The following is a 26,875-nucleotide window of genomic DNA, read 5'->3' as shown; positions in this document are numbered from 1 at the left end:
GGGCAGGCCCGACGGACGGCGGGGGCGCGGGTCGCGCGTACACGATGGGCGCCGCCGGCCCGGCGTGCTGCTGCGCAGCCACGTCGACGTAGCGCGCGGCGACCTCGGCCAGCGGCAGCCCCGCCGGCATGGTGTGGTGGCGGGTGAGCACGGATCGGGCCTGGCCCAGGTCGACCAGTCCGGGCCGCCGGGCCGGCCGGGACAGCCGGTGGACCAGCGCCGCGTCGAAGGTCGTGTCGTCGTCGTTCATCCGAGGCTCCCGGTCAGCCGACCATGCCGGCCACGCCGTGTGCCAGCGCGGCGGCCTGGCCCAGCAGCGGCTTGGTCAGACCCTCGTGCACCAGCTCCAGCGACTCGAAGCCGACGTCGTCGCCGCTCGCGCTGAAGGTCGGGCCGGTCCAGCGCACCGGCAACGCGTTGCGGAAGTTCCACCACATCACCGGGATCTGCCGCCGGTCGAGCAGCACGATCGTGCCGCTGCGGCGTTGGATGACGCCTCGGGCGGTGTTGTCGTACCAGCCCCACAGACCGCTGAGCGGGCTCAGCCCCTGCCGCAGCACCAGGTGCGCGGGAGTGGCCGCGCCGGGCAACTGGTGGACGAAGCCGTTGACTCCGCCCTCCCGGTAGGATTCCATCTCGATCTGACTTTCCAGGCCACTGACCTCGTTGAACCCGGCCAGCAGCAGGCCTTCGATCTCCACCGCGAAATTGAAGGTCGGAAACGGGTCCGGCAGCCGCAGGCCGGTCCAGTTGCCCACGGCGGCAGGTGCCCAGCTGAGCCCGAGCGGAATCCCGGTCGACATCATCTCCGTGCCCCTCCCTGTTCATTGAGCCGCTCGTTGATCCGGGCGACCTCCGCGACCCAGCGCTGCCGTTCCCGGTGGTCCAGCTGCATGATCTCTTGATATGGCCAGTGAAAGTGATAGGCCAGGTACGCTACTTCCTCGTGCAGCCGGTCCGGGGAGTAGCGCGTCATCCCCCCAGGCTGGGCGGCTCCACTTCGAACGATCCGCTGCAGTGCGGGCAGTCGACCTGCAGCCGGGCGTGTCCGTTGAGGTTGATGCGCTGGTAGAAGTCCTGCAGGTAGGCGAGATCGGCGGAGTAGAGGTTCTCCACCACGTTGGTGTTGACGTACTCCAGGCCGCCCAGCCGGTTGATCACCCGGGCCAGCAGGATGATCACCAGATACCCCGGATTCGACCGTACCCGGGGATCCTTGATCGGCTCGATCTCGTCCAGCGCCGTGGCCATCCGCATGGTCCCCTCGCGGTGCACCGTGCCGTCCGGCGCGACCAGACCGTGCGGCAGGGTGAACGGGAACTCGGTTCGGCGGGCTTCGGCGACCCCGGTCAACTCCACTGATCGACCTCGATACGCTCGCAGGCGAGGGTGAGCTGCTCCACCGCGATCTCGTCGCTGGTCGCGCTCAGGCTGGGTCCGCTCCACGACTTGGGCCAGCAGTCGAACAGATTCCAGGTCACCTTCGGATTGCCCTGCTGGTCGAGCAGGGTGATCGAAACGTTGTGCCGCTCCACGGTGCCCTTCATCACCTTCTGCCGCCACTCCCACAACTTGCTGTCGCTGGTCAGGCCACGGCTGAGGGTGATGTCACCGTAGCTGTTCAGCCCGGGGATCTTGCGCGGCGCCAGGTTCCGGTCCGTACCCTCCCGGTACTCGGCGGCGTTCTGGCTGGTCTCCAGCCCGGAAGCCTCCCGGAAGCCGGCCCGGGTGATGCCGTCCAACTCCACCGCGAAGTTGTACCCGAAGTAGGGATCGAGTCTGTCCACAACCGCACCTCACTGTCTGTCCGCACCGACTGTTGTCCGCACCGGTCACGCCACGCCGACCGTCACCCCGCTCGCGCCGTGGATGACGCGAACGGTGACGAACTCGGCCGGCGCGGTCGGCGCCACTCCGATGTGTGTCACTACCACCCCGGCCTCGATGACCGCAGGTGGGTTCGTCTCGTGGTCGCACTTGACGTAGAACGCCTCGGCGGGCGTACGACCCTGCAGGGCACCACGCTGGAACAGCCCGTCGAGGTACGCGGTGAGCTCCCGCATGATCCGCACCCACAGCCGTACGTCGTTGGGCTCATGGACCAGACCGGTCATGAACCGCTCGATCCAGCGGCCGATGGTGCTCACCAGACGGCGGGTGGTCACGTCCCGCCAGGCCGGGTCGGTGGCGAGGGTACGTGCGCCCCAGACCCGTACGCCCCGGCCGGGCAACGCGCGCAGACAGTTGACCCGCCGCTCGTACAACGTGCCGATCTCGGAATCGGTGAGCTGCACATGCAGGTCGACGACGCCCTCGACCACCGTGTTGGCCGGCGCCTTGTGGACGCCGACCCGCTGGTCGGCGGTGGAGTACACGCCGGCGACGTGCCCGGACGGTGGCAGGTGACGCAACCGACCGTCCGCGCCGGACGCGCCCAGCCACGGGTAGTACAGCGCGCCGAACGCACCGTCGGGCCCGGTCAACGCCGCACACTGTTCGACGATCATCTGCGGATCGATGGCCGGGACGCCGTCGAGCAGCGCGAACCGGTCACCGCGCTGCCGGCAGTGTCGCAGCATCGCCTGCTGCGCCTCGACGACCGGGGTGATGTCCTGGTCGACCGGCCACGGTGCGACGGTGACGATGTCGGGGGCGCAGACGAGGTCGACGTCGTCCAGGTCGTCCAACGTCACCAGCCCGGCCTGCACCGCCTCGACGGGCGACAGCGTCCCGGGCAGCCGGACGATGTGACACAGCGTCCCGCCGTTGTCGAAGAATCCCCGGACCGCGTCGGCCAGGAACCCGTCCGAGGTGTCGCCGGGGGACGCACTGCCGAAGATCGCCTCGAACTGCGGCCACAGGGTCAGCCGCTGCGGGGCGTACGGTCCGGCGGCGGCCCGGCCAAGGAAGGCGGGTACCCCGGTGAGCTGGGTCGGAGGCGGCGGCGGGAACACGTCCTGCCGGTGCACCCCGGGTGTCAGCTGGTGGGTCACGGTCTCGTCCGGTCGTCCGCTACTGGATCCCGCCGGCCCACTGGCTGATCCGGAACACCACGAACTCGGCCGGGCGCACCATCGCCACCCCGATCTCGACCACCAGTTGGCCGGCGTCGCGGACCGCAGCCGGGTTGACGGTCTCGTCGCAGCGTACGTAGAACGCCTGCTCCGGGGTGTTGCCCAGCAACGCTCCGGACGCCCACACGGTGGTCAGGAAGGCACTTACGTTGCGCCGGATCTTCGACCACAGCTCCGGCGCGTTCGGCTCGAAGACGACCCACTGGGTGCCCTCGTCGATCGACTCGCGCAGGAAGTTGAACAGCCGCCGGGAGGGCACGTACCGCCACTCGGCCTGTTCCTTGCCGGCGAGGGTGCGGGCACCCCAGATCGTGATGTTGCCGCCGAACTTGCGGATCACGTTGATGTCGTCCGGGTTGAGCCCGGCCTGCTGCGCTTTGCTGACCAGCGCCTCGACGCCCAGCGCGCCCCGGATCACCTCGTTGGCCGGTGCCTTGTGCACACCCCGCTCGGTGTCCACCCGGGCGTAAACCCCGGCGATGTGCCCGCTCGGCGGCTGGTACACCTTGTTCCCGTCGGCGTCGGTGGCACCCACGTCGATCCACGGGTAGTAGATCGCGCCGTAGCTGCTGTCCCGGACGTCGCCCTGGATCGCTTCCTTGGTCAACGTGGTGGTCTGCCGGCCGTCGAGGATCGCGAACCGGTCCTGCAGGTACTGGTTCTCGCAGTGGTCGAGCAGCGCGGTCTGCACCGCGTCGCTCACCGCGCCGGGGATCGCGACCAGCGCGATCTCGTCGATCGCGGCGAAGGTCTCCAACGCGCCGGCCAGATCCTCGTCCGAGGGTTCGGCGTCGGCGTCGACAGGAGCGACCCGGGTGATCCAGCAGCGGCCACCGCCGTTGTTGAAGAAGCCGTACACCGCGTGGGCGAGGGTGTGGTTGCCCTGCTGAATGTCACCGAAGAGGTTCTTGAACGTCTCCCAGCCGTCCACGAGCTGGGCCTCGCCGGCAGGCGCCACCGAGTGGAAATCGGCTGGCTCGGCCTCACCGGCCGCAGTCACTCCGGAGCGGCCGGGCAGCAGCGGCATCGTGACGTCGTCGGCGACGGCACCGATGAAGCCGGCGGTACTGGTCCCCACACCGGCGATCGGTTTGATGGCCGAGGGGACCTCCTCGACGTACACGCCCGGCGCTAGATACTGCGGCATCTGTGGGTACTCCCCCTCGTCAGGACTCGTGACTCACGCTCTGGCCGACCCGGATGACCGTCCCGGTCACCTCGGGCCCGACCGGCGTGGATTCGAACACGTCGACGCTGAGCGTGACGCTGTAGTGCAGGACCGCCTTGGGCCGACCGCCCATGGCCTGCCAGAACTCGCCGATGCCCTGCAGCTGGCTCTCGGCGGTGACCATCGCGCGCAGCGGTGGCTGCTGGCCGGCAAGGTCGCCCCGCAGGTAGTCGGCGGGAATCTCCCGGTGACGCAGCAGCACCCGCAGTACGTCGCCGAGCAGTCGGTGCTCGTCCTGCGCCGGGTTGGGCGCGCTGTCGTTGGGCCACGCGGTGACCAGATAGGAGCAGTCGACCCGGGCCGGCACCCGCCGCCGGGTGATCATGCCGGATTCCTGCCGGGTGTTCTCCCACTGGTTGGTCCGCAGCTCGTGGTTCTCCCGGACGTCGTAGAGGAAGAACGCGATCGCGGGCAGCGTGACGCCCGACGGCGGGAACTGGTCGTCCGGTGTGGCGAAGCTGACGGTGATCCCGGGCAACGCCAGCTCGCCCTGCACGAGAGCGGCGAGCGACGCGTCCAGATCATGAAACACTGCCCTGTCCCGCCCCCAACTGCGTCCTTCGCGCCGGTCGACAGGTCTACCGGACTGGCGTCCCACGAGCGTCTGCGTCGGCGTCTACCGAACCGCCTCGGTGGATCCAGGGCGACGACCCGGAGGGGCTTGAACTGGCAATTCAGATGCTGACGTGACGTGCAACACACCCAAGTCCGGCCGTCTGGGCCAGCAGGGTCACGAGATGAACAGTCCCCTGAAGAACTCTCCGGCCTTGGTGACCTCCCCCTGTGCGTACCCCTGTCTGGCGCGCAGGCTGTCGCGGACCCGGACCGCCATGTCGGCCCACTCGTTGGGCTGGTACGTGTGCCGGTAGGGATGCCCCTCGGTCTGGGCGAACCGCCGGTTCTCGACGACCACACCGGTCCCCCGCTTGGCTCCCCGACCGACACGAGGAGTGACCAGCTCGACAGCGTTCGCACCACCGTTGGCGGAGACGTCAAAGACCTTGTCACCCGTTCCGGCGAGGACCTCCTCGACCCACTCCCCGCACATCACGTCCAGGGCGATACCACCGATCGCTTCCCTCATGCCCGGAAAGACTGGTTGCACAGATTCACGCCCGGTACGCCCCAGCAGTTCGTCGACGAGCTCGTCGTTGCCAAAGAGCCCCTCAAGCTCGGGATACGAATGGACAATCTGGTTTCTGACCGTGGAGAGTCTCGTCTTGTAGAAGAAGATGCCGGCGTGGTTCTTGTGCAGCGTGGTCCACCGTTTAATCCGACCGATGATGAGATAGTTGATGATGAGGGCGAACAGTCCGCGCGCCTCGGCGAGCGCCCGGTCGCTGTAGTCGCCATCGATGTTGTTCCGGATCCATTGAACGACATCACCAGCTCGCGTGTTGGCCACCCCCATGACGGCCTTGTATGTATCCAACTTGTACTCCGTCGTCCCAGGGGCCGTCGGCTGTGCGCTCCGGTCGGCGAATTCGTCGCCGACCTGGGTGACCGACAGGCCGTAGGTCGCCTGCACATGCCCGTGCGCACCCGTCAGCGTTCCCGCCGGGGCGGTGGAACCGTTCGGATATCCGACGAAATTCACGCCGGCCGGATTCGCGGTCAGGCCGGGGAGACCGTCCAGCGGTACGTTCGTGTTCTGCGTGAGCGCCTGGTTGTCGATGTGCGTCGCCACCTGCACGAGCCGGTTCATGATGCTGCGTACCGTACCCTCGGAATCCTTGAACTCATCCATCGGTCCGGTCACGAGCTCAAGGATCGGGGCCGGCTGGCCGGCGCCACGAAGCGCATCCGGCACCACGGTGGAGTCCAGGTCCGGGGTGTGGTCGACATGCGCCTCGAAACGCCTGCCGCTAGCAACCGCTGTGGCGTTCGCCACGGGCCGGCTCTCCACCCCGCCCTGCCGGCTGAACAACGGCACATGATGGAGTTCCAGCTCGAACCCGAACTTGCGCTGGGCGACGGACGGTCCCGCCGCAGGCGTCGGCCCGGTGGTGCAGGGTCCGGCGGCTCCCTGCTGGACGGTGTGCGTCAGCTCGTGCCCCAGCAGCGCGTCACCCCGCGCGCTGCCCGGCCGGTACTCACTACGGCGTACGAACACGTCGGCGCCGACGGTGAAGGCCCTCGACCCGAGCGTGTCGTTCAGCCGGTCCGACTCGGCACCGACGTGCACCCGTACCCCGCTGAAGTCCGCCCCCGACACCCGCTCCATCCGCTCCCGCACACCGCCGGGCACCGCCCGCCCACCGCTGCCCCGCGCCCGGTCCACCGCCCGCGCGAGGCCAGGATCCGCCGCACCACCGGTAGGCGTGCGCACCCGACCGATCGCCTCCGGGGCACGCTGCACGGACGACCCGAACGCCAGCTGGGAGATCCGGTCCGCCTCCCGCTCGTACGGATCGTCCACCGGCCCGACGTTCAGTTTCGCCTGGATGATCGCCCCCGCGCCACGATTGCCGTACCGCCGCTGCAACGCGTCGCGAGACGCGACGGGTCGACGCGGAGCCGACCCGGACCCGGAGGCCACCACCGGGGACCGGTGCGCCACGCCGCTGTCATGCTGTGCTGAATGCACGTCGAACCCTCCACAGTCTCGTCAGAAGCGCCGATCAGCGGTGAACTTCCCGTTCGGCGGGTCGGTGCCGAGCTCCCCCGCCGACAGAATCTTGCCCATCTTCTGATACTCACGTCTGGTGGCGTGGAACAGATGTGCCATGGTCACCTTGCCACCGTCGGCGGCGGCGAGGAAGGCGCTGGCGAGGGCAATGTTCCGGATGTTCCCGCCCGGCAGATCCACCTGCCGGGCCAGCAGATCCAGGTCGAGGTCGACGTCGAGCGGCGCCCGCTCGGGCCAGACCTGCGCCCAGATGCGGCGGCGGTCCGCCACCTCGGGGACCGGGAAGTCGACGGTGGCGTGCAGCCGGCGGGTGAACGCGTCGTCGAGGTTCTTCCGCAGGTTCGTCGCCAGGATGACCACTCCCTCGTGCTGCTCCATCCGCTGCAGCAGGTAGCTGACCTCCAGGTTGGCGTACCGGTCATGCGCGTCGCGGACCTGGGAACGTTTACCGAACATCGCGTCGGCCTCGTCGAAGAAGAGCACCGCGTTGCTGGTGGCCGCCTCGGCGAAGATCCGGGACAGGTTCTTCTCGGTCTCGCCGATGTACTTGCTCACCACCGTCGACAGGTCGATCCGGTACAGGTCCAGGCCGAGCTCGTGGGCGAGCACGTCGGCGGCCATCGTCTTGCCGGTGCCCGACGGGCCGGCGAACAGCACCGCCAGGCCGCGACCGTTGGCCAGCTTGCGCTCGAACTCCCAGGACTCGTAGACCATCGACCGGTAACGGAGCTGGTTGGCGATCTCCCGCAACTGCTCCATCCGGTCGGCGGGCAGCACGATGTCCGACCAGCCGTAGTGCGGCGTGATCCGCTGCGCCAGGTCGACCAGCTTGCGGTTGGACTGCAGGCGGCACGCCGCGTACAGGTCGTCCTGGGTGACCCGGGGCGCCTCGGGCGTCCGGGCGTACGCCAGGTTGTGAGCGGTCACCGCGGCGTCGCGGATCTGGCCACCGGTGAGCCGGAACTTGCCGGCGGCAGCGGCCAGGTCCAGCACGTCACGGTCCGCCCCGACGAACGCGCCGTCCCAGATGCGCAGCCGCTCGGCGTAGCCGGGTGCGGGGAACTCCAGCCGGACGAAGGTCAGGCCCGCCGGCAGGTCGGCCGGCTCCCATGGCGTGCCACCGGCCAGAAACGCCGGAGCAGGGTGCGCCGGCAGGGTGGACAGCAGCAGCGACAGTCGCGGTCGGGCCGACTCGACGAGTAGGGAGTCGACGTCCGCCCAGCACACCACTGCACCCTGCAGCCGGGCCTCCCGCTCGACCAGGCCAACCAGGGTGGCGAACTCGTCGAACGGGCGGTCGGCCAGCAGATCAGCGGAGACCACCAGCAACGGCGCGTACCAGTGGCGCGCGCACGCCGCCGCGACGCTGCGCCGGCCGACACCGTAGGCCCCCTGGCAATAGACCACCAGGTCGTCGTCGGCGTGCTCGCTCAGCCGGGCCAGTGACGCTCCGAACTCCGCCGGGAAGTGCAGGTCATCGAGGGTCAGGGTCGGTGCGACGATCCGGGCGTACGGCTGAAGCTGCTCGGCGAGGTCGTCGTCTTCCAGCAGGAAACCGACGACCCGTGGTTCCAACCGGAGGTTGTTACCCAGCAGTGAGTGCACCGGTGCGGTCGGGTCCTCTGTCGACGTGATCAGCCGATGCCGCAGCAACGGTGCCGACGGCGCGAACCGGGCTCGCGCGGCCATCCGCGACTGACGGTCCGCGCACAACATCGTGAGAACGAGATCGACCGTCGGCAACCGACGGGTCAGATCGTCGTGCAGGTAGCCGTACAGCCGCTCGTAGCTCCGGTCGATCTCGGGCGCGAGGCAGGCCACGATCACTTCGACGTCGAACGGGGCGAGGTCGAACATCCCGGCCAGCGCCACCAGGCGCAGATGCGCACCGTCTTGGATACCCTGCGCCACCCGCTCACCGATCTCGCGGGACAACTCGTCCAGCCCGGTGCCGGTCTCCGGGTCGTCGTCGGCCGGCGGAACCCAGTCAGGCGCACCGTCCAGCAGCGCGTCGACCTCGGCATCGGAGACGTAGAAGGCGGAGAGCTCGCCAGCGGGTCTACGCTGTGCCCGGCGGACCCGCCTGACCTGCCGGCTCAGCACCAGATCGAGCCGGGCGAGTTCGGCCAGCAGGTGTTCCGTCGAGTTGGCGTACCCCGAAGCGGCCATGGATCCCAGCACCTCGTCCCGGTTGTCCCCGACCGGTACATCATTGCCGCCGGAAGCGGACGGCGCGATCGTGGATACGCCGACAGTCAGCACCGATCGGCCGCGGCCCGGTCGGATGTCCGCCGCCCGGTCCGCCCGGATCTGCTCGTAGAGGACCGTGGTGTCCACCGACGGGCGCACCCCGAACTCCTGGTCCACCACCGAGGTGCACAGTTCGTACTGGCGAAGCGCGGCGATCCGGTCGCCGGCGGCGTAGTGCAGCCGCATCAGCTGGCGGTGGGTCCGCTCGCGCGCCGCGTCGTGGCGCAGCACGGTCTGACCGAGGCCCACGCCCTTGGCGTAGAGACCACGGGCCTCGCAGTAGCCCATGAGCTGTTCCTGCATGGACAGGTAGGTGTCGCGTAGCCGGTCCCGTTTGGCACCGCACCAGTCGTGGTACCAGGTGGCGAGGAGGTCTCCACGGTAGAGATCGAGCGCGTGCTCGATCGCATGGGCCTGGTTGTCGGAGAGCGCTTCGCCGGGCACGTCGCGGACCGCCGCGTAGCTCTGCTCGAACGCGTCAACGTCCAGCCAGCAGGGCGCCTCCGGGTTGATCCGCACCCAGCCGGGGTCGATGACGACGAGTTCGCTCGCCCGGCGCTGGTCGTTCGGCTGGTCCTGCATGCTCGTGTTGAGCCGCCAGAGTGCCTGGCGCAAGTACTTGCGGGCAACGCCGGGCTCGGCGTCCGGCCACAGCAGTTCCGAGATGGATTCGCGAGCGTGCGTCCGGTTCCGATGAATGAGCAGGTAGCCGAACAGCTCGAGAGCCTTGCCCGGCGGCGCACTGAGCGGTTGGCCACGTCGGAGGATCGAGACCTCATCGAAGAGTCTCACCTGCACGACGTGTCTCCTTCGTACCGCAACGGCCCGTCCGGCCGGCCACCGCCGGCGCGGACGTGGGCGCCGCTCGCCGCCGCGTCGCCGCACGTCGTCCCCGGCTCCAGTGCCAATCAGGACATACGGGGGCCACGCTACTCCACGGTGCTTCGACCGGTCATCGCGACTGTCGTCGACCGGCCACTTCGGCTACGGCGACAACCGGGCCGGCAGGTCCTGCCCCGGCCACGGTCTGCGGACCGTCCTGGAAGAAATCGACGTCGAGACCGGCGACCTGGAACAACCGTCACCTTCTGTGATCGGCGACCACAGGGCCGGACTATGGCCGGCCGTCGATCCGATCCCGCACCTAGGCCAGCCACTCCTGTGCCGGAGCCGCAGGAAACATGCGACACAACGCCACCAAATAGGGCGCCGACGAAGTCGAATGGACACGGAAGTAAGCTCGAACGCGCGTTCTATTTTTGTCGCGTAGCCCGACGGAGCACTACAGCACGGAATAGATTCTCGACTAACCAGCCCCTTCAAGTCAGGTCAGTTTTGACCCGGCCAAAGGGCATCTTCAACGCGCTGTAGACAGTTGCCGCATCAGTCAGAGACGCGCGCCACGTACCGAACTGCCATGGCGTCGGAACGGATGATGTAGCGAGTCGCTTCGAAGGAGAAGCCACCGGAGTCGAAGGAGACGTGCAGCAGGACGATGACCGGCACACCAGGCGGGAGTTTCAGCGCCTCTGCCTCGTCGCGGGTCGGGAATCGGGTAGTGACCTGTTCTCTGATCCGCGCGGTCCGGTATCCGAGTCTTTCGAGGGCAGCGAAGGTCCCACCTGGCCCCAAGTTCAGATCGGTCGCGAGGGCTGAGGTTCCGACGACGCTCGTCGGCAGGTAGGTGTTGCCGAGTTGGACGGGTTCGCCGTCGGCCAGGTACCCGTTCTCTCGGAGAACGACGACGTCGCCCAGGTCCAGGGAGAGCATGGCGGCTACGTCGCGCGGCGCTTGCTGTCGGGATACGGCCCGGCATTCGACCAGTGGTGCGCGTCCCTGCATGGTTGCCTCGGCAGCGAACGGTGTCAGGTTCTGTTCCCGCAGGAGGGGGTTGGCATACCGGTCTGGTCCGAGCCGCATGAGCGGTGGCCGGTTACGGACGAAGACGTCGTAGAGCATCGTCGCGACCTGCGCCCATTGGGACGCGCTGACGGGCGCCGGTCCGCCCAGCTGCGCTGGCCACGTCGAGCGCGTTCGCCACGCTTCGACGTCGCGGTCCGGGCCGTTCCCGGACGCTGCGGATCGGAATGGGAATCCGCGTTCCTGGCCATCGGGATGGGCGGTCACGAGTCGCGTGAGCCGACCTTCGGCGTTGAGGCAGGCGTCCAGCGCTTTGGCGAGGTGCAGGCTGGGCGGTTTCTTGCCGTTCTCCACCTCACACAGGTACGAACGCGAAAAGTACGCCTTCTTTGCCAGATCCCGGAACGACATCCCGTGTTCCTGTCGAAGTCTGCGCATCAGTCGGACGAAGTCCGGGTCAACGACGACCATTCCGGTTCCTTCCGAGTGGCAGGGGATCAGAGACCTTGCCCCGTTGAGGTCGGCGCTGTACCAGTGCGACGCCCGCCAGGACCAGGAGCATGCCGAGGACCATGAACGCTGCCACCTGCTCGTTGACGACCAGGAAGCCGAGCACGACCGCGACGACCGGCAGCAGGTACGTGACCGTGGAGGCGAGGGTAGGGCCGTCATCGGTGATGAGCCGGTAGTTGAGCGCGTAGGCGGCCCCGGTGCCGAGGACGCCGAGGATCAGCAGGCTGACCACCGCGTCCAAGCGGAAGTCAGGAGCGGTCAGTCCGCCGAGGGGCAGGGCCAGGATCATCAGGATCGTTCCGGCAGCGAGCTGCGCGGCAGACAGCATGATCGGCGGGATTCCCCGGTTGGTGAGGAACTTGCCCATGTACACGTAGGAGACTCCGTAGCTGGCGGACGCCCCCAGGATCGCCAGCCCTCCCCAGCTGGCGACCTCGCTCGCCGACTCCCACGGCGTGAAGATGACCACCGCGCCGACGAAGCCGAGGGTCAACCCCGCTCCTCGCGACCACGTCGCCGTGCGGTCAGTCCCGACGACGAAGGCGATCAGCGCCGTCCACAGGGGCGTAGTGGCGTTCAGGACCCCGGCGACACCGGAGTCGACGGTCTGCTCACCGATGCCGAACAGGGTGTACGGGATCGCGTTGGCGACCAGTGCCGCGACGAACAGATGCCCCCACGTTGTCCGGTCGGCCGGGAACCGCAGCCCTCGGTGCAGGGCCACGGGGATGAGCACCAGTGCACCGAGGGCCAGGCGGACAAGAACGATCTGCACCGGAGTGAAGCCCCGTAGCGCCAGTTTGATCCAGAGGAACCCTGACCCCCACAGCAGCGCGAGCATCACCAGCCGTATGAGACTGCCTCGACTCATCAGACGGTCCTGTCAGTCCTCTACGGGCATGTCGTAGTCCAGGCCGTTCAGGTCACCGCGCATCACGAAGCTGGTGACCTCGAACGGGGTGTGCTGCTCGTCGAAGCTGGTGTGCAGCACCTCGATGACCGGTACGCCGGGCGGCATCCCCAACCCGGTCGACTCGTCGTGGTACGGCATCCGGGCCGAAATCTCTTCCCGGATGCGAGTGACCTGGTAACCGAGTTCTTCGAACCTGGCGTAGATGCTGCCCTTGCCGAGGGTCCGCTCGGTCGCCAGCGGCGAGCCGGCGGCGACGTCGACGGGGATGTACGTCACGCCGACCTGTACCGGCTCGTCATCGGCGAAGTACCAGTTCTCCCGCCGGATGACGGTTGCGATGTTCGCGTCGATGCCGAGGCGTTCGGCGACGTCCGGCGGCGGGGTGTCGCGGGTGACCGACCGGCATTCGGTCCGGGGCACGCGTCCCTGTTTCGTGACCTCGATGCGGAACGGCGACAGTCCCGTTTCGTTGCGCAGCTGGCGGGAGTAGCGGTTGGCTCCGAGGCGCATCAGGGGCCGGTTGGGGCGAACGTAGACGCCTCGCCCGTGCTGCGCGACGACCAGGCCCTCCCCTTGCAGGATGCTGATCGCTTCCCTGGCGGTGTTGCGGGCAGTGCCGTACCGGGCGGCAAGGTCCCGCTCAGAAGGCAGCTTGTCACCGGGTGCCAACCCGCCCACCTGGATGCTCAGACGCAGGTCATCGGCTATCCGTCGGCTTGGTGGTCGCTTGTCTGCGCTGGTCGGCTCGTCCATGTCTGCCCGCCTGTTCTGGGGGTCAACTGCACGCTCCACGTTACCCTCGACTGGCTCAAGCCAGCAGCTGGCGACTGTTCGCTATGTGCTTGGAACTGGCTCAGGCCAGGAGCAGTCGGCCGATCTCCTTCGGCCGCTTAGGAGTACTGGCGCCCACTGGCGACCGTCGTCGCGGGCCAGGAACTGAGACGACACAGGGCACCGGTCATCCGGTGCCCTGTGTCGCGTGCTGGTCAGAGTGTGGGCGCGGCAGGTTTCGAACCTGCGACCCCTCGCTTGTAAGCTCTGCGCGCGCCGTCCGGCAAGGTCCGCGTACGTCTCTGACCTCGGGCGCTGGTCCGTCACCTACCTACCCCGACTCCCTACGTCTGGCCCGGTTGCTGTCACCGTTGCTGTCGACAGCAACCGGGCGGCAGTCTGGACTCCCGGTTGGCACCATGACTCACCCGCGACTCGAGAAGCATGACTCCTCACTTCGGCTGTGTCGCGGGCACAGGCGATTTCGCGACGGTAGATCACGTCGTACCGCTGAGCTCAACCCGCCGCTGCCGAAAGATTCACCGTAAAGCTCCCGAGAACGAGAGCCAAAGTCAGAGCAGCTAGCTCCAAAATCCCCATAAGCGTAACCTCCGTCCCGATTGCATCCGCTTGAAGTGCAACTGCAACGAACGTGAAGAAACAACTGGCGACGATGAACAACAGCGAACGAGCCCGCAGAAGCGGGTTCAACCCAGCGATACGGCCTCAATGATACCAGCGACGCGCTGAAGCCCCACTCCACGCACACCCTGCCGTCGACCCTGCACTCCATGGAGCGGACCGCTGCCCGGCCCGCCACGTCAAGACGGCTTTAAAGCCCGTACGGACGCTGGCGGGTCGGGCGGTGGCCCGCTCGGCTCTGCCCGAGTCAACGGCGGTCGGGTGGCCCCCAAGGCGTGCGGCAGTTTCGAACCTACGGCCCCTCGCTTGTGAGATCCACTCCCGGCCGTCCACCTCGGTTCAGCATGGACCGCGACCAGGCACACGACCGCGCCGAAGACCCTCCCAGACCGCCCTGAACAGCGGTGAACCAGACCAAAACGGAGACTGCCTGCCTACCCGTGCCCCGCCTTGATGTGACATCCCGTCGCTGGATTACGACCAGACTGCCCGGCGTCTCACCGGTACGAGCTGACCTCTCCCCAGCATCCCTGACCTGCACCAGCCGCTGTCTGTCTCATTCCGTCTCAGCCGACGCACCCGGTCTACCACGTCCCGGTTACAGTCCCGGTGCCACCACGATCCCCTGCTGTGGGTTCAGCCTTGCAACTCCACCGACACCGCATGTTGCCGCATACGTTCAAAACAAAGCCGCCGTCTTATGATTCGCCAACGCGGCGTCGTATACCAATCAAGGAGCGACGCAGCACGTACAGACGCTCTCTCGTATCCAGGAAGGGACACATCAGCACCTCGCACGACCGCCATCACATAGGATAAATTATGCGAAAAGACCTGAAATTCAACATCCTTCCAGCGGTATTCCGATTGGACAAGTAGTTCATCCATGAGCACAGCAGCCGCTTCGGCTGCATCAACGACTCGCCCAAGCTCTCGACGTAGTTCAGTTCTTTCCCACAAATTTGTGTCATCCGCGTAACGAAAACCTGAGATTCGTTCCAAATAGCGATGCAACGCGCGAAGCTGGCGCAGAAACTCAGCATCACCTCGCTGTCTCGCAAGAATCGCTTCCTTGCGCGCCTCCAGCCGTGGCTTAGCGAGCCATTCGATTCCGAGCGTGATGACGCCGGATGTAACAGCAGAAATAAGGGCGGTCAGTACCAGTTGGTTGCCATCGATCACGAACCCAGCATGTCAGCATCGGTCAAGTCGACGCCCGCCTACCGTCGACTAGCCCTTCTAGCTTCTAGCTACCTGCCCGTCATGCTCGTCGTGGTGGTGCTGCTTTGTGCCGTGCGACGATGCGGGAAAGTGGGTTCCCTGCGATGTCGACAATCAACGGTAGCATGTCACGGAGCGACTCACAGACGCCTTCCTGGTAGTGGATAAGCCAGGCTTCGCAGACCTGGCACGAATGAGCTCGACCTGAGTCGACTTCCGTACCTAAAGAATCGTCCTTCGCGCTCACGACCACTCCTGTCGTTGCCTCCAGCACTTGACTAGTGGCACGCAACTGGCCCGGCCCGTCGGATCTGGCTTACGGCAGCCCTCGGTCGTCTCCGCTGGCGTCATTGCTACGCACGACCCGTTCTACGGCCCGATCAACTTGTTAAAGCCCAAAGTACTACTGCCAGCCGCGAATAGACCGACGACCACCGCAGCAGGCAAAGACCCGCCTGCCGCAGCAGCAAGAACACCGACAGCAAGACCACACCATGCGCCTAGCGTCAGGACCAAGGCAGATCGGGCGCTAAGGAGCACCTGCGCACTTCGCGATTCGTTCCTAGACTTGTTCACGTGGCTACACGCTACTGACCTCCAGGCGGACGTCCAGGCCCTCTGACCTGCACAGTTGCTCGATCCACCAGCGCGACGTCAACATATGTTGATGAAACCACCGCCACCCGACCCGCATCGTCCCATCGAGACCACAACTCTGAGCGCCGTCATCGAGCGCCTTGCCTGTCGCGCAGCTAGTGAGAGCGGTGGATCCAGACTGCGTGCCTTGGCTGACATCCGAGCTGCGGTTGAGTACAACATCCTCAACGAAGTCGACACCACGACCCATGAACACCTGCTGCACCTGCGAGGCCTACCCGTAGCACGGACCTGGCGGGAGATCGGCGATGACCTGGGCGTCTCGGCTCAAGCCGCCCATCGGAGGTACAGACGGCGAGATTTCAACCAGGCCGAGGAGCAGTAAAACCGACGCAATCTCCCATCTCATATTTAGAGTGGACAAGTTTGACATAAACTTCAAATCATGATACGAACTCGGTTGGCGTGGCGCCAGACCAACCAGCCGATCGCTATCCCGACCGCAATTGAACCGCCCTATCGAAGTCGCGCAGCCCCAAATCTGCTTAACACCCTAGCCCCACGTTGGCCACGTCTCTCATAGGCTAACGCGCTAGTCCGAGTTCTGTTGCCAAATGATAGACTCCGGATGACCGCGGTCCAGCTCGGGCCATTTCGGCGACTAATGCGCGGACAGATGGCGCGTACTGCAGTTCGGCTGGCGCCGTCCGGTGCGCCTCCGTCAAGGCACGTCCGGCCGCCAGCATGTTGCCGGCCCGCAGATACGTCCGGGCTATATCCAAAAGATATGCGGCCCTATGCTCGGCCGGCAGATGCAGCCACTGCCCACCTCGTATCGTTTTCTCATGTCGGGAGAGTGCCTGACACGTCTCGCCCAGAATTGCCTGTGTCACGATTTGAGCGAGTTCGACGGCGACAGGAGTGAAACGGATTCGCTGAATCTTCTCGTCATCTTGTTTCTGTGTGGCAATCTCGGCGGCGTGCCGCAGTAGCTCCCGCACGGTGGCCGGGTCGTTGTTGTTGGCGGCAGCTAGCGCAGCTTGTAGTAGCAGACCTCCGTGCACGGAGGTCTGCTCGGCTATTTCGGGGTGCCCTGGTGGCTGCGCGATGTAGTGTGCGGCTGCGATAGACGTTGCGAGCGCTAGCCTGTTCTGGCCTAGGGCGCGTAGTGCTTGTGTGAGGCTCAGCGCTGCGGTTGCAGCTAGTAGGCGATCTTTTCCGGCGGTGATGACTGCACGGTCAGCGGCGATCCATGCTAGGTGCGCTTCTTCGAGTTTGACCAGCACTGATGAAGCGAGTTTGTATGCCTGGACCAGCGGCTCTGTCCCCGTTTCCGGTCGCAGCGTGTGTAGCTGCTGGCTGACACTCAGGAGGTTGGGTAGAATGCGCAGAAGCTGAGGGTAGTCACCGTGCCCGTAGGTCAGCCAGGCGTGTTCTATCTGCTGCTGTATCTCTTCCGGTTTCGGCACACGTGTGGCTTCTATCTGGCCGTTGAATGTGGCGTGACAGACTAGCGCTGCTTTTAGATTTTCTACGCCATTGACTGAACTGCCATTGACTGAAGATGTTCCCTGCCCGTCGAGCAGTTCCGTGGGGTCGACGCGGAGCACTTCGGCGATGTGTTGGATAACTGATAACCTGTCCAGTTTCCGTACGCCCTGCTCCACCTTTTCGACCCAGCTTTTTGACTTGCCGATGCGGTCGGCGAGGACTTGTTGTGTCATTCTGCTTCGCATCCGCCATTGGGCTACTCGGCGTCCGATCGGTATAGGCGTCGCAGCCTTCCCTTGCTCGGTCGTTGTCACGGCAGGGGCTGGCGATCCGTGTTGCCGCTTCGCTGTTCGGCCTGCTCGTTCCGGTTGGCCGGTCGCGGGTTGGCCGGCGGGCTTCCGCTGGCAGGGTGGTCGCGTTCCTGCGCGGGGTGCACGACGTCGATTGCCAGGTGTGGACGTTGGAACCATTTCCCGAGCACGATTCCTCCGTGGAGATTGAGCGGTTGTTGTCGCCCTTGCTGGGAGCCGTGACGTGCTGCGGTGAACCTTCGAATGTTTGACCCGGTTGACCGGTCCGGCTCGGAAACGTTTGAGTACCGTTCGCTTTACGGGTGGGTCCAGCGTACGAATCGTTGGTTGAGGTCTTCGGGGTCGGTGATGGCGTTGGGGTCGAGTTTGGTGAAGTCTCGGGTGGCTTGGTGGAGCATGACGCCCATGTAGGTGGGTAGTGCGGCTGGGTTGGTGCGGAATTGGTTGATGAGGTCGATTCGGGCTTGTCCGCATGGCCAGGGGTGGGCGCAGGTGCGGCAGAGCCAGAGTGGTCGTAGTGGTGTGTGTGTTCTATGCGCTTGGCGGTTGTGGACGGGTGATTGGTTCGGTGGTGTTGTCACGAGTTCAAGGGTGTCGGTGTGACTAGCCCCTTGTCAATATGCCAGTAGCAGTTTGCCAAGTGGCGGTTTGACTAGTTGGCGTTTGAATAGTGTGCGGGCATGGGTCGCCACCTGTACGGGCCGCAGGAGCTGCAAGAGCGGCTCCGGGTGTCCCGTCAGCGGGTACAGCAGCTCATCCGACGTCCGGATTTCCCGGAGCCGTATGACCGTCTGGCTATGGGTTCTGTGTGGCGTATCGCGGACGTGGAAGCGTGGATCAAGAAGTTCCGGCCGCATCTGGATGAGCCGGACGAGGATTAGCCCGTTCTGGTGTCCGTGAGTGCGCCGGTGGCGTGGTGGATGGTGTGGGCTGCCTCCTGCGGGTCGGTGGTGGCGGTGTCGATGGTCAGGTCCGCGTCGACGGGTGGTGTCTGGTCCCACGCGGTGAGCCGGTCGGCGGTGTCGCCGGTGGCGCGTTCGGCGATGCGGTGTGCGGCGATGTCGCGGGGGCACCACAGGTAGACGACCAGCCACCGGGCCGATGGGGTGGCGTCGGTGACGGCGTGGATGCCGTCGGGTTGGCCCATGTGCAGGACGGGGATGCCGGTGGTGAGCGCCTGGTCCAGGCCGGGCCGGTCGATGACGTAGGTGGCCCCGTACCGCTGGTTGCGCCAGATGATGCCGCCGGCCTGGTCCAGGTCGGCAAGGTGGTCGGGGGTGGTCATGCGGTAGCCGCTGGTCCGTCCCCTGCCGGTTTTGAGTCGGGCGAACAGCTGGTAGGCGGGGTCGATGGCGGCAAGCCGTGCGGTGACGGTGTCCTTCCCGGCCGCTGGTGGGCCGTAGAGGATGACACCCCGTTTCATGCGCTGGCCGCCGGCGCGGTGAGGATCGCGGACAGCAACTCTTTGGCCTGCTTCTGCAGGGGGACGCTGGACGCGCAGTTGTCGATGACGGTGTGGGGTGCGGCCGGGCGCATGTCGAAGTTGACCGTGTCGAGGTAGGCGGGCCAGTTGGCGAGTTTGGCGGCGTCGCGGGCCGCGCCCCGGTGGCGGATGTAGGTGTGCATGGTGTCGGCGTCGCAGTACACCCACACGAACAGGGTTTGGGCGTTCATGGCGGTGTGGCTGGCCTGGATACGGTCGACCCATGCCGTGTCGGTGAACTCGCGGATGAACGGGGCGGTGACGATGGCGCTGTTGCCGCAGGCGACGTTCTCGTGGGCTACCGCGATGAGGGATTCGTACTCGCGTGGCCGGACCTTGGTGAAGTAGTCGTCCGATTCGCGGTCGTGGGGTGACAGGCCGAGGAGTTCCAACGCGGCTTCGACGACGGGGCGGGTGATGGTGTCCTTGTCGAGCATGGGCCAGCCGGTTTCCCTGGCGAGGACGCGCCCGAGTTCGGTCTTCCCGCTGCCGGCGTAGCCGCCGATCATCACGACCCGTGGGGTGCGTAGGCGGATGTCACCGCCGCGTGTCTGGTTGGGGGCGTTCACGATCCGCTTCGATCGGGACTTGCTGACGATGAGTCCTTCGTCGCCGAGGATCTTCATCGCTTCGGAGATCGTGAAGACGCTGACGTCCCAGCGTTCGGCGAGTTCGCGGGTGGACGGCAGGGTGTCACCGTCGCGCAGTACGCCCGCTTCGATCTCGTTGCGCAGGTTCCGGGCCACCTGTTGGTGCAGGGAGTCTGGTCGGCTGAGTCTGGGCTGAGGGGATGTCATTGGGTCCTCTCGCGTCGGGCGTCTGTCCGCATCTGTCCAGGGAAGCCTACCAGTTGCCTAACAGATGGTATGCCCATCTTCGCAGGTCAGGGGCCAACTTTGATCTTCATTTGGCCCTAACAGTTGACCTGTCTCCATATCAGTTGTTAGCTTCATGTCGCTGGTCACGCCGACCGGCCAGGCCGAACAGGTCTGTAGAGGTCACCGCTGTGTCTTGTGGAGGAACGCGACATGCAGGCACCCCCTGTCCCGGACCCGACCGAGGTCGGTCCTACCGCCGCCGATCTGGTGGCGATCGAACGTGAGTGGCCGTTGATTGAGGCCGAGTTGGCGTTGCTGGACGCGGAGATCACCGCCCTGTACGCCGATGGCGGTCCGTCGCTGCTTGACCGCCGTCGGGTGCGGCGTGCTGAGCAGCGGGTGATGCGGGAAGCCGCCGCCCTGGGCGACGTCCAGGCCGTGACCGCGCTGCGGGTACGCAAGGCGGTGGCCTGATGACGACTCCCGCGAGCATGTACCCCCGCCCGGTGCAGGAGCTGCTGCCCGCCGCCCGCGCGATCGCCGCCCGGCTCGGTCAGGTTCCGTCGCGGAACCTGCTGATGAGGGAACTGCGGGTGGGTTCGCCGAAGGCGACCGCCCTACGGGAAGCCCTCCACCACGAACAGCAGGAGCAGGACGCGGGTCGGGTCGAGTCCGCCGGTGGGCACCGGGGGTTGCACCTGGTCCGCGACACCACCGCCGACCAGCCTGCCGAGGTCGACGTACCGGTCCCGGTCGACGCGTCGCCGGAGCCGTCGCCGGTGTCGGTGGGTGTGTCGGCGGACCCGGTGCCGGTCGCCCCGTCCGATGAGCCGTCGGGCGGGTCCGGGGCGGACCAGCTGTCGCCGGTCGCCGAGGACACGGCGCAGCCGTTGTCGCCGGTGGCGGTGGACGGACACCCGGACACGAAGATCACTCCCGTTGGCCGTCGGGCGGGTCGGTCGCCGGTGCGGTCGTGGGTGTTGCTGTTGCTGGCCGCTCCCGCGTTCGTGGCGATCTGGTCCGGCTGGGTCGGGTTGGGTGAGCTGACCGGGTTCGGTGTGGTGCACCCGCTACCGGGCATCTGGGATTCCCTCGCGGTGAACACGGCGATCACGTTGCCGATCGGCGTCGAAGCCTATGCCGCGTACGCGCTGCGGGCGTGGCTCGCCCCGGACGGGGTTCCGCCACGGGCACGGCGGTTCGCGGCGTGGTCGGCGATCGGGTCGCTGGTTCTGGGTGCGGCCGGTCAGGTGGCCTATCACCTGATGGAGTCCGCCGGGATCACCGCCGCCCCGTGGTGGATCACCACCGTTGTCGCCTGCCTGCCGGTGGCCGTGCTCGGTATGGGCGCCGCTCTGGCGCACCTGCTGCACACCGACCGCCAGCAGCAGGAGCCGTGACTTTGCCCGGCGGCGCGGCCCATGGCCTAGGAACCTTCGCCGCGCCGCCGGCCCCTCGACCCTCAGCAACCGCTTCGGGAAGGACTCTCATCGTGGCATCCACGGCATCGCCGGACGAGTTGCCGTCCACGGAAATCGTGTCGCGTATCCAGCACACCCCGGCCGGTGCGAAGGCGTGGGTGGAGCGTGACGGGCGCGGCCGACTGTTCGTCCGCTGCCAGGGCTGCACCCTCTACCGCCAGGTCGACGGGACGGCTCCCGCCCTGGCCGCGCTGGTCACCCACCTACCGACCTGCCCCGCCGACGCCACCGACGCCGGTCCGGCCTGACCGGCCCTCGACGACCGGGCGCGGCTACGGCTGCGCGTGCCGCGCCCGGTCCCTTCCCCCGGCTTTCCCTTTGGTTCTGGACTTTCTGTTGGAGGCAATCCCTCATGCCCACCCCTGACGACGGTTACGACTGGCAGGCAGCGGAAGCCGACCTCACCACCGACGGCAGCGCGGATGTGGTCGATCTGACCGCCCGCCGCCGCAAGACCAACCCGGCCGGGTCGTTCGCCGTGGACATCGACGACGAGAGCGACGACCGCGACGACGACGCCCCGGTCCCGGTCAACCCACCCGCAACCCCGCACGATGGCCGGTCCCGTATCGCTGGCCTGGTCGGTGCGGAGCGTCGGCCGATCGTCCCCGCCTGGCTACGCTCCCGCTCGGAGCTGCTGAACGTGGTGCGGTGGACGGCAGGGCACTACACGCACGTCAGCATGTATCACCTGTCCCGGTCGCCGAAATACTGCGCGCGTCTGGCGTGGCGGGCACCGTTCGGCGTTGCCCGGCTGCTCGGCCACACCGTCCGGTGGGTGACCGATGCCGAGGGCATCCCCGTGCGCCTGGCCGTGGTCCGGCAGGAAAACGCCGAACTGTACTTGAAGCTGTCGCGGCAGCGTGACGTACGGGTCCGGTGGCGCGGCCTGGTCCTGACCGCGATCCTGCTGCTCGGCGTGCCGACCGTGCTCACGTTGATGGCCCTGGCGGGGTCGTGGCAGCGGTGGGCGATCCTCGCCGGTGTCGTGGCCCTGTTCGGTGTGGCGGGTACGCCGAAGGACAAGCCGCTGCTGGACGTCGCGGCTGTCAGTCCGCGTGTGCGGAAGCTGTCCGCCGACGTGGTCACCCGCGCCTTCCTGGCCGCCGGGTTGTGCAAGCCGGACGACCTGATCACCTTCCCCGCCCCGATCATGCGCGACGGACCCGGCTGGCGGGCCGTGATCGACCTGCCGTACTGGACGAACGCCGACAAGGCGATCAAGAAGCGGGACCAGCTTGCCGCCGGCCTCGACCTCGATGAGGTGCAGGTGTGGCCGGAGCGGGTACGCGGCACCGCCGGTTCCGCCCGCCGCCTGGCGTTGTGGGTCGCCGATGAGGACCCGTACGCGAAGGGGTCCGGCGCGTGGCCGCTCATCGGCAAGGGCGGCGTGGACATCTTCGCGCCGTTCCCGTTCGGGCAGGACCAGCGTGGACGCCCGGTGCCGCTGCTGCTCATGTTCACGTCCCTGCTCGTGGGTGCGATCCCGCGTATGGGAAAGACGTTCGCCGCACGGCTGCCCGTGCTCGCGGCGGCGTTGGATCCGATCGTTGAGCTGCACATCTACGACGGCAAGGGCGGTCAGGACTGGCGACCGTTCGAACGGATCGCCCACCGCACCGGCTACGGCGTCCGCGACGAGACGGTTCAAGCGCTGGTCGACGATCTACGCGGCCTGGTCGCCGACATGAACCGCCGCTACGACACCATCGCCACCCTGCCCGCCGACCTGTGCCCCGAATCCAAGGTCACCCGACAGATCGCCGAGAAACGCGCGTTGAGGCTGTGGCCGATCCTGGTGGCGGTCGACGAGTTTCAGCGCTACTCCGCCCACCCCGTCCACGGGGACGAGATCGTGTCGCTGCTGACCGAGCTGTGCAAGGTCGGCCCCTCGGTCGGCATCATGATCCTGCTCGCCACGCAGAAGCCCGACGGCAAAGCCGTCCCGACCGACCTGCGCGACAACATCGGCACCCGCTTCGCGCTCAAGACGATGACGTGGCAGTCGTCGGAAGCCGTCCTCGGTGCCGGGTCGTACACGGCCGGCTATGACTCGTCGCGGTTCCAACGCGGACACAAGGGCGTCGGCATCCTGCTCGGCGCGGACGACTCCGGATCGGTCGACGAGGCCGTGACCGTGCGGACCAACCTCGCCGAAATGGCCGACGTCGAAAAGGTGGTCACCCGTGCCCGTGAGCTGCGGGAGCGGGCCGGAACCCTGACCGGCCACGCCATCGGCGACGCCCCCGAAGCCGTCGCCCGTGCCGGGGACACCCTGTTGGACGACATCCTCACCGTCGTCCCCAAGGGTGAGGCGAAGGTGTGGTCAGAGACCGTCGTCGCCCGACTCGCCGAGCTACGCCCGGACGTCTACGGCGGGTGGGAGACCGGGAACCTCGCCCCGGCGCTCAAGCCGCACGGGGTCACGGTCGGCCGGCAGGTGTGGGGCACCGACCCGGTCACCGGGGAACGCGCCAACCGTAAGGGCATCCTCCGCGACGACATCACCACCGCCGTAACCAAGCGTGACCAACGCCGCAAGGCGGGATAGCCGCTCGCGGGCCGCTAGGTCTATCGGCGACACCCGCTAGACCTAGCGGCACCGCTAGCCCTCGAAACAAACCCCTGCCAGGACGCTAGCCGCCTAGCGCCCCTACCCCCGCACGCCCGAAAACCGCCCGTGGAGGCACCCCGTGGACCCGTACGCCACCCTCGCTAGCCTGCTCTGCCCCCTCCTGACCCTAGTCACGTTCGGTTACCTGGTCACCTGCGCGATCTGGCCGTTCGGCCCCTGCCGACGCTGCCACGGCACCGGGAAACGCCGCGCCCCGTACGGCAAGGCGTTCCGCCTCTGCTACCGCTGCGACGGCACCGGACGCCGTATCCGCATCGGCCGACACGTGTGGAACGAGATCCGCCGCGAACACCGCAACGGCACCCACCGATGAACCGCCGCCGGCACCCGCACGGGGAACACACCGACTGGTGCGCCCGTGACCACCGCTGCGGACACGACGGACACCGCTCCCCCTCGATGATCGTCGACCTGCCAGGCCACGCCCGCGCCGTCCTCACCCGCATCCGCACCGGCGACGGACACGACCAGGCCGAAATCCGTGTACGGGTCGCCCTGGCCGACGCCGACCCCGCCGCCCGCCGACAACTGGCGGTCCTGCTCGCCGACCTGGACGACCTGATCACCCGCGTAAGCCGCGCCAGGCATCCCCGGCCGCGCCACCACCGGCCCGCCGCCTAACCCCACCACCGACACCAGACAGGAAGGGAACGCCGTATGAGTCGACAGTCCACCCACGACCACAACGCGGAACGGGCCGTGATCGGCGCGGCGCTGGTCGCCCCGCCGGTCATGGCCGACCTGGTCGCCCTGCTCAGCCCGGACGACTTCCACCGGCCCGCGCACGGGATCATCTGGCAGGCGTTGACCGCCGTGCACGCCACCGGCCAGGCCACCGACCCCATCACCCTCACGGCGTATCTCGCGGAGACTGGCGAGTTGGGCAAGGTCGGCGGTGCCCCCTACCTGCATACGCTGATCCGCGACGTACCGGCAGCCGCGAACGCCGGGCACTACGCGCGGATCGTCGCCGACCATGCCGCCCGCCGCCGGGTCGTCGACCTCGGCGAGCGGCTGACCAGCCTCGCCGCATCCGGTGCCGATGTGGCCGACGTCGTGGCGACCGGCCGTGCGCTGCTCGACCAGGCCGACACCGGTGGGTGGGCACCGCTGATCCCGCTCGGCGACCGCCGCCACCTACCCGCCTTCCCCGCCGAGATGCTGCCCGCCTGGGTCGCCGACATGGTCTACGGGGTCGCCGAGTTCACACAGACCCCGGTCGACCTGCCCGGCTGCATCGCCCTCGCCGCCCTGTCGACGGCCGCCGGGGGGCGGGCCGAGGTGGAGGTACGCGGGTCGTGGCGGGAACCGGTCAACCTGTTCACCGTCGTCGTGCTACCGCCCGGTTCCCGGAAGTCGGCGGTGTTCGCCGCGATCACCGGCCCTCTGTTGGCCGCTGAGAAGGCGTTGGTGGAACGGACCCGACCGGCCATCGTGGAAGCCGAGTTGGCCGCACGGGTGGCCGGGAAGACCGCAGAGCGGACCGCGATCGCCGCCGCGAACGCCGACGCGTCCGGCCGTGACACCCTCTTGGCTGAGGCGACCGCCGCCGCGATGAACGCCGACACCATCACCGTTCCGGCGTTGCCGCAACTGGTCGCGGACGACGTCACTAGCGAGGAAGCCGCATCCCTGCTCGCCGAGCAGGGCGGACGCCTGGCCGTGCTGTCGCCGGAAGGTGGCATCTTCGCCACCATCGCCGGCCGCTACTCCGGAACCCCCAACCTGGAAGTCTTCCTCAAAGGCCACGCCGGGGACATGCTGCGCGTCAACCGCCGCAGCCGTGCGCCAGAACACGTCGAACACCCCGCGCTGACACTCGGTCTGGCCGTGCAACCCGACGTCCTGCGCGACATCGCCGACATGCCCGGATTCCGCGGCAAGGGGTTGCTGGCGCGCATCCTGTTCTCCCTGCCGGAGAACACCGTCGGACGACGCCGCATCGGAGCCGACCCCGTACCCGAACCGGTCGCCGCCACCTACGCGGCCAACCTCGCCACGCTCGTGATGTCCCTCGCCGAGTGGACCGACCCCGCCGTGTTGCCACTCACCCCCGACGCCAACGACCGCGTCATGGACATCGAACGGGCGGTAGAGCCGCGTTTGGCTCCCGGCGGGGCCTGGTCACAGCTGATCGACTGGGGCAGCAAGTACACCGGCGCGGTCGTGCGCATCGCCGGACTGATCCACCTCGCCGAACACCTGCGCGACGGATGGGGAAAACCCGTCCAGGCCGACACCATCGACCGGGCCGCCCTGCTCGGCGACTACTACGCCGCTCACGCCCTGGCCGCGTTCGACGACATGGGAGCCGACCGGACCAGCCGCCACGCCCGCCACGCCCTGAACTGGATCGAACGCACCACCACGACCGCCTTCACGAAACGGGAGCTGTTCCGGGCCGTGCGCAGTAGCCAACTGCCCACCGTCGCCGACCTCGACCCCGCCCTGTCCCTGCTCGAAATGCACGGCTACATCCGCCACGTAGACCCACCGCGCACGCGGGCCGGTGGCCGACCCCCCTCGCCGTCGTACCTCGTTCATCCCGACCTACACGGGCAACCCGCCGCCACCGTCCACGCCCTACCCGACGCCATCCGGCGGACCGCCTGATGCCCCGGACAGAACTGACACAACTGACACAACCCCCTGCCGACCGAGGTTCTGTCAGTTCTGTCAGTTGTGTCCACGACCGAACGGGCTGCCCGACGCCCCGGCCGACGGCCGGCAGCAACCGAGGCCCGCCACGTCCGCCGGACCGCCGGACCCCTCGGACAGAACTGACACAACTGACACAACCCCCCGCTGACCGACGTTCTGTCAGTTCTGTCAGTTCTGTCCACGACCAAACACCCCCGCCGGACCGGCCAGCAGCCCTGCCGCACCGGCACCGCCGAGACACCACCGCCACCGGCCCGTACCGGGCCGAACCCTCGACACCGAACCGCATCAAGCATC

The 26,875-nt window shown here is 67.4% G+C and carries 25 protein-coding genes; 8 read left to right on the top strand and 17 right to left on the bottom strand.

Annotated features, from left to right (window positions below):
- From ACXAHD_RS10280 to ACXAHD_RS10210, 15 genes are all read right to left on the bottom strand, one after another.
- The coding region (locus tag ACXAHD_RS10280; protein WP_475050015.1) for a hypothetical protein at positions 1-250 on the bottom strand (250 nt) is incomplete at its 3' end.
- A gap of 13 nt (positions 251-263) precedes the next feature.
- Positions 264-806 (bottom strand): phage tail protein, encoded by a 543-nt coding sequence (locus ACXAHD_RS10275; protein WP_281550861.1) that lies wholly within the window; start codon positions 804-806, stop codon positions 264-266.
- Positions 803-976 (bottom strand): DUF6760 family protein, encoded by a 174-nt coding sequence (locus ACXAHD_RS10270; protein ID WP_289213310.1) that lies wholly within the window; start codon positions 974-976, stop codon positions 803-805. Before ACXAHD_RS10270 ends, ACXAHD_RS10275 begins: the two co-directional genes overlap by 4 nt.
- Positions 973-1,359, bottom strand: a complete 387-nt coding sequence (locus tag ACXAHD_RS10265; protein WP_281550862.1) for a hypothetical protein — start codon at positions 1,357-1,359, stop codon at positions 973-975. Before ACXAHD_RS10265 ends, ACXAHD_RS10270 begins: the two co-directional genes overlap by 4 nt.
- A complete protein-coding gene (locus ACXAHD_RS10260) occupies positions 1,350-1,787 on the bottom strand; it encodes a phage tail protein (RefSeq protein WP_281550863.1) in 438 nt (145 codons plus the stop codon). Before ACXAHD_RS10260 ends, ACXAHD_RS10265 begins: the two co-directional genes overlap by 10 nt.
- Positions 1,788-1,832: 45 nt before the next feature.
- Positions 1,833-2,993, bottom strand: a complete 1,161-nt coding sequence (locus tag ACXAHD_RS10255) for a phage tail sheath family protein (protein WP_281550864.1) — start codon at positions 2,991-2,993, stop codon at positions 1,833-1,835.
- Positions 2,994-3,012: 19 nt separating this feature from the next.
- Positions 3,013-4,221 carry a phage tail sheath family protein gene (locus ACXAHD_RS10250; RefSeq protein WP_281550865.1) on the bottom strand — a complete coding sequence of 403 codons (1,209 nt, stop codon included), beginning with the start codon at positions 4,219-4,221 and terminating at the stop codon, positions 3,013-3,015.
- A 19-nt stretch (positions 4,222-4,240) separates the two neighbouring features.
- Positions 4,241-4,834, bottom strand: coding sequence for a Pvc16 family protein (locus tag ACXAHD_RS10245; RefSeq protein WP_281550866.1), 594 nt, complete (start codon positions 4,832-4,834; stop codon positions 4,241-4,243).
- A gap of 198 nt (positions 4,835-5,032) precedes the next feature.
- Positions 5,033-6,550, bottom strand: coding sequence for an eCIS core domain-containing protein (locus ACXAHD_RS10240; protein ID WP_475050011.1), 1,518 nt, complete (start codon positions 6,548-6,550; stop codon positions 5,033-5,035).
- A gap of 360 nt (positions 6,551-6,910) precedes the next feature.
- Positions 6,911-9,979, bottom strand: a complete 3,069-nt coding sequence (locus ACXAHD_RS10235) for an AAA family ATPase (RefSeq protein ID WP_475050009.1) — start codon at positions 9,977-9,979, stop codon at positions 6,911-6,913.
- A gap of 585 nt (positions 9,980-10,564) precedes the next feature.
- Positions 10,565-11,512: a UTRA domain-containing protein gene (locus ACXAHD_RS10230; RefSeq protein WP_475050006.1), complete on the bottom strand. Its 948-nt coding sequence runs from the start codon at positions 11,510-11,512 to the stop codon at positions 10,565-10,567.
- Complete coding sequence (locus ACXAHD_RS10225; RefSeq protein WP_281550869.1) at positions 11,499-12,425, bottom strand: DMT family transporter; 927 nt, start codon at positions 12,423-12,425, stop codon at positions 11,499-11,501. Before ACXAHD_RS10225 ends, ACXAHD_RS10230 begins: the two co-directional genes overlap by 14 nt.
- A gap of 12 nt (positions 12,426-12,437) precedes the next feature.
- Positions 12,438-13,220 (bottom strand): GntR family transcriptional regulator, encoded by a 783-nt coding sequence (locus ACXAHD_RS10220; RefSeq protein ID WP_281550870.1) that lies wholly within the window; start codon positions 13,218-13,220, stop codon positions 12,438-12,440.
- Between the two features lie 1,296 nt (positions 13,221-14,516).
- Positions 14,517-15,062 carry a hypothetical protein gene (locus ACXAHD_RS10215; protein WP_289213314.1) on the bottom strand — a complete coding sequence of 182 codons (546 nt, stop codon included), beginning with the start codon at positions 15,060-15,062 and terminating at the stop codon, positions 14,517-14,519.
- Positions 15,063-16,282: 1,220 nt separating this feature from the next.
- Positions 16,283-17,503, bottom strand: coding sequence for a helix-turn-helix domain-containing protein (locus ACXAHD_RS10210; protein WP_289213315.1), 1,221 nt, complete (start codon positions 17,501-17,503; stop codon positions 16,283-16,285).
- A 677-nt stretch (positions 17,504-18,180) separates the two neighbouring features.
- Here ACXAHD_RS10210 and ACXAHD_RS10205 point away from each other — a divergent pair.
- Positions 18,181-18,381, top strand: coding sequence for a helix-turn-helix transcriptional regulator (locus tag ACXAHD_RS10205; protein WP_278171234.1), 201 nt, complete (start codon positions 18,181-18,183; stop codon positions 18,379-18,381).
- Here ACXAHD_RS10205 and ACXAHD_RS10200 read toward each other — a convergent pair.
- Positions 18,378-18,923, bottom strand: a complete 546-nt coding sequence (locus ACXAHD_RS10200) for an ATP-binding protein (RefSeq protein WP_475050001.1) — start codon at positions 18,921-18,923, stop codon at positions 18,378-18,380. The two genes, ACXAHD_RS10205 and ACXAHD_RS10200, sit on opposite strands and share 4 nt — an antisense overlap.
- Entirely contained in the window at positions 18,920-19,780 is an 861-nt protein-coding gene (locus tag ACXAHD_RS10195) for a GntR family transcriptional regulator (RefSeq protein WP_475049998.1), read from the bottom strand. Before ACXAHD_RS10195 ends, ACXAHD_RS10200 begins: the two co-directional genes overlap by 4 nt.
- 231 nt (positions 19,781-20,011) lie before the next feature.
- Here ACXAHD_RS10195 and ACXAHD_RS10190 point away from each other — a divergent pair, with 231 nt between their 5' ends.
- The 7 genes from ACXAHD_RS10190 to ACXAHD_RS10160 all read left to right on the top strand — a co-directional run bounded on the left by ACXAHD_RS10190 (position 20,012) and on the right by ACXAHD_RS10160 (position 26,530).
- Complete coding sequence (locus ACXAHD_RS10190; RefSeq protein WP_278171230.1) at positions 20,012-20,275, top strand: DUF6284 family protein; 264 nt, start codon at positions 20,012-20,014, stop codon at positions 20,273-20,275.
- Positions 20,275-21,201, top strand: coding sequence for an ABC transporter permease (locus ACXAHD_RS10185; RefSeq protein WP_475049995.1), 927 nt, complete (start codon positions 20,275-20,277; stop codon positions 21,199-21,201). Before ACXAHD_RS10190 ends, ACXAHD_RS10185 begins: the two co-directional genes overlap by 1 nt.
- A 92-nt stretch (positions 21,202-21,293) precedes the next feature.
- Positions 21,294-21,530: a hypothetical protein gene (locus ACXAHD_RS10180; protein ID WP_475049992.1), complete on the top strand. Its 237-nt coding sequence runs from the start codon at positions 21,294-21,296 to the stop codon at positions 21,528-21,530.
- A gap of 104 nt (positions 21,531-21,634) precedes the next feature.
- The gene (locus tag ACXAHD_RS10175; RefSeq protein WP_475049989.1) at positions 21,635-23,833 is read left to right on the top strand and encodes a cell division protein FtsK; all 2,199 of its coding nucleotides are present in this window, start codon (positions 21,635-21,637) and stop codon (positions 23,831-23,833) included.
- A 142-nt stretch (positions 23,834-23,975) separates the two neighbouring features.
- Positions 23,976-24,230: a hypothetical protein gene (locus tag ACXAHD_RS10170; protein ID WP_475049921.1), complete on the top strand. Its 255-nt coding sequence runs from the start codon at positions 23,976-23,978 to the stop codon at positions 24,228-24,230.
- Complete coding sequence (locus ACXAHD_RS10165) at positions 24,227-24,538, top strand: hypothetical protein (protein ID WP_475049986.1); 312 nt, start codon at positions 24,227-24,229, stop codon at positions 24,536-24,538. Before ACXAHD_RS10170 ends, ACXAHD_RS10165 begins: the two co-directional genes overlap by 4 nt.
- A gap of 36 nt (positions 24,539-24,574) precedes the next feature.
- Positions 24,575-26,530, top strand: a complete 1,956-nt coding sequence (locus ACXAHD_RS10160) for a YfjI family protein (RefSeq protein WP_475049982.1) — start codon at positions 24,575-24,577, stop codon at positions 26,528-26,530.
- The last annotated feature ends 345 nt before the right edge of the window (positions 26,531-26,875 follow it).

The sequence above is a fragment of the Micromonospora sp. ABR4_055 genome, assembly GCF_056160425.1.
The sequence above is the reverse complement of the archived record's forward strand: the minus strand, read 5'-3'. Positions and strand labels throughout refer to the sequence as shown.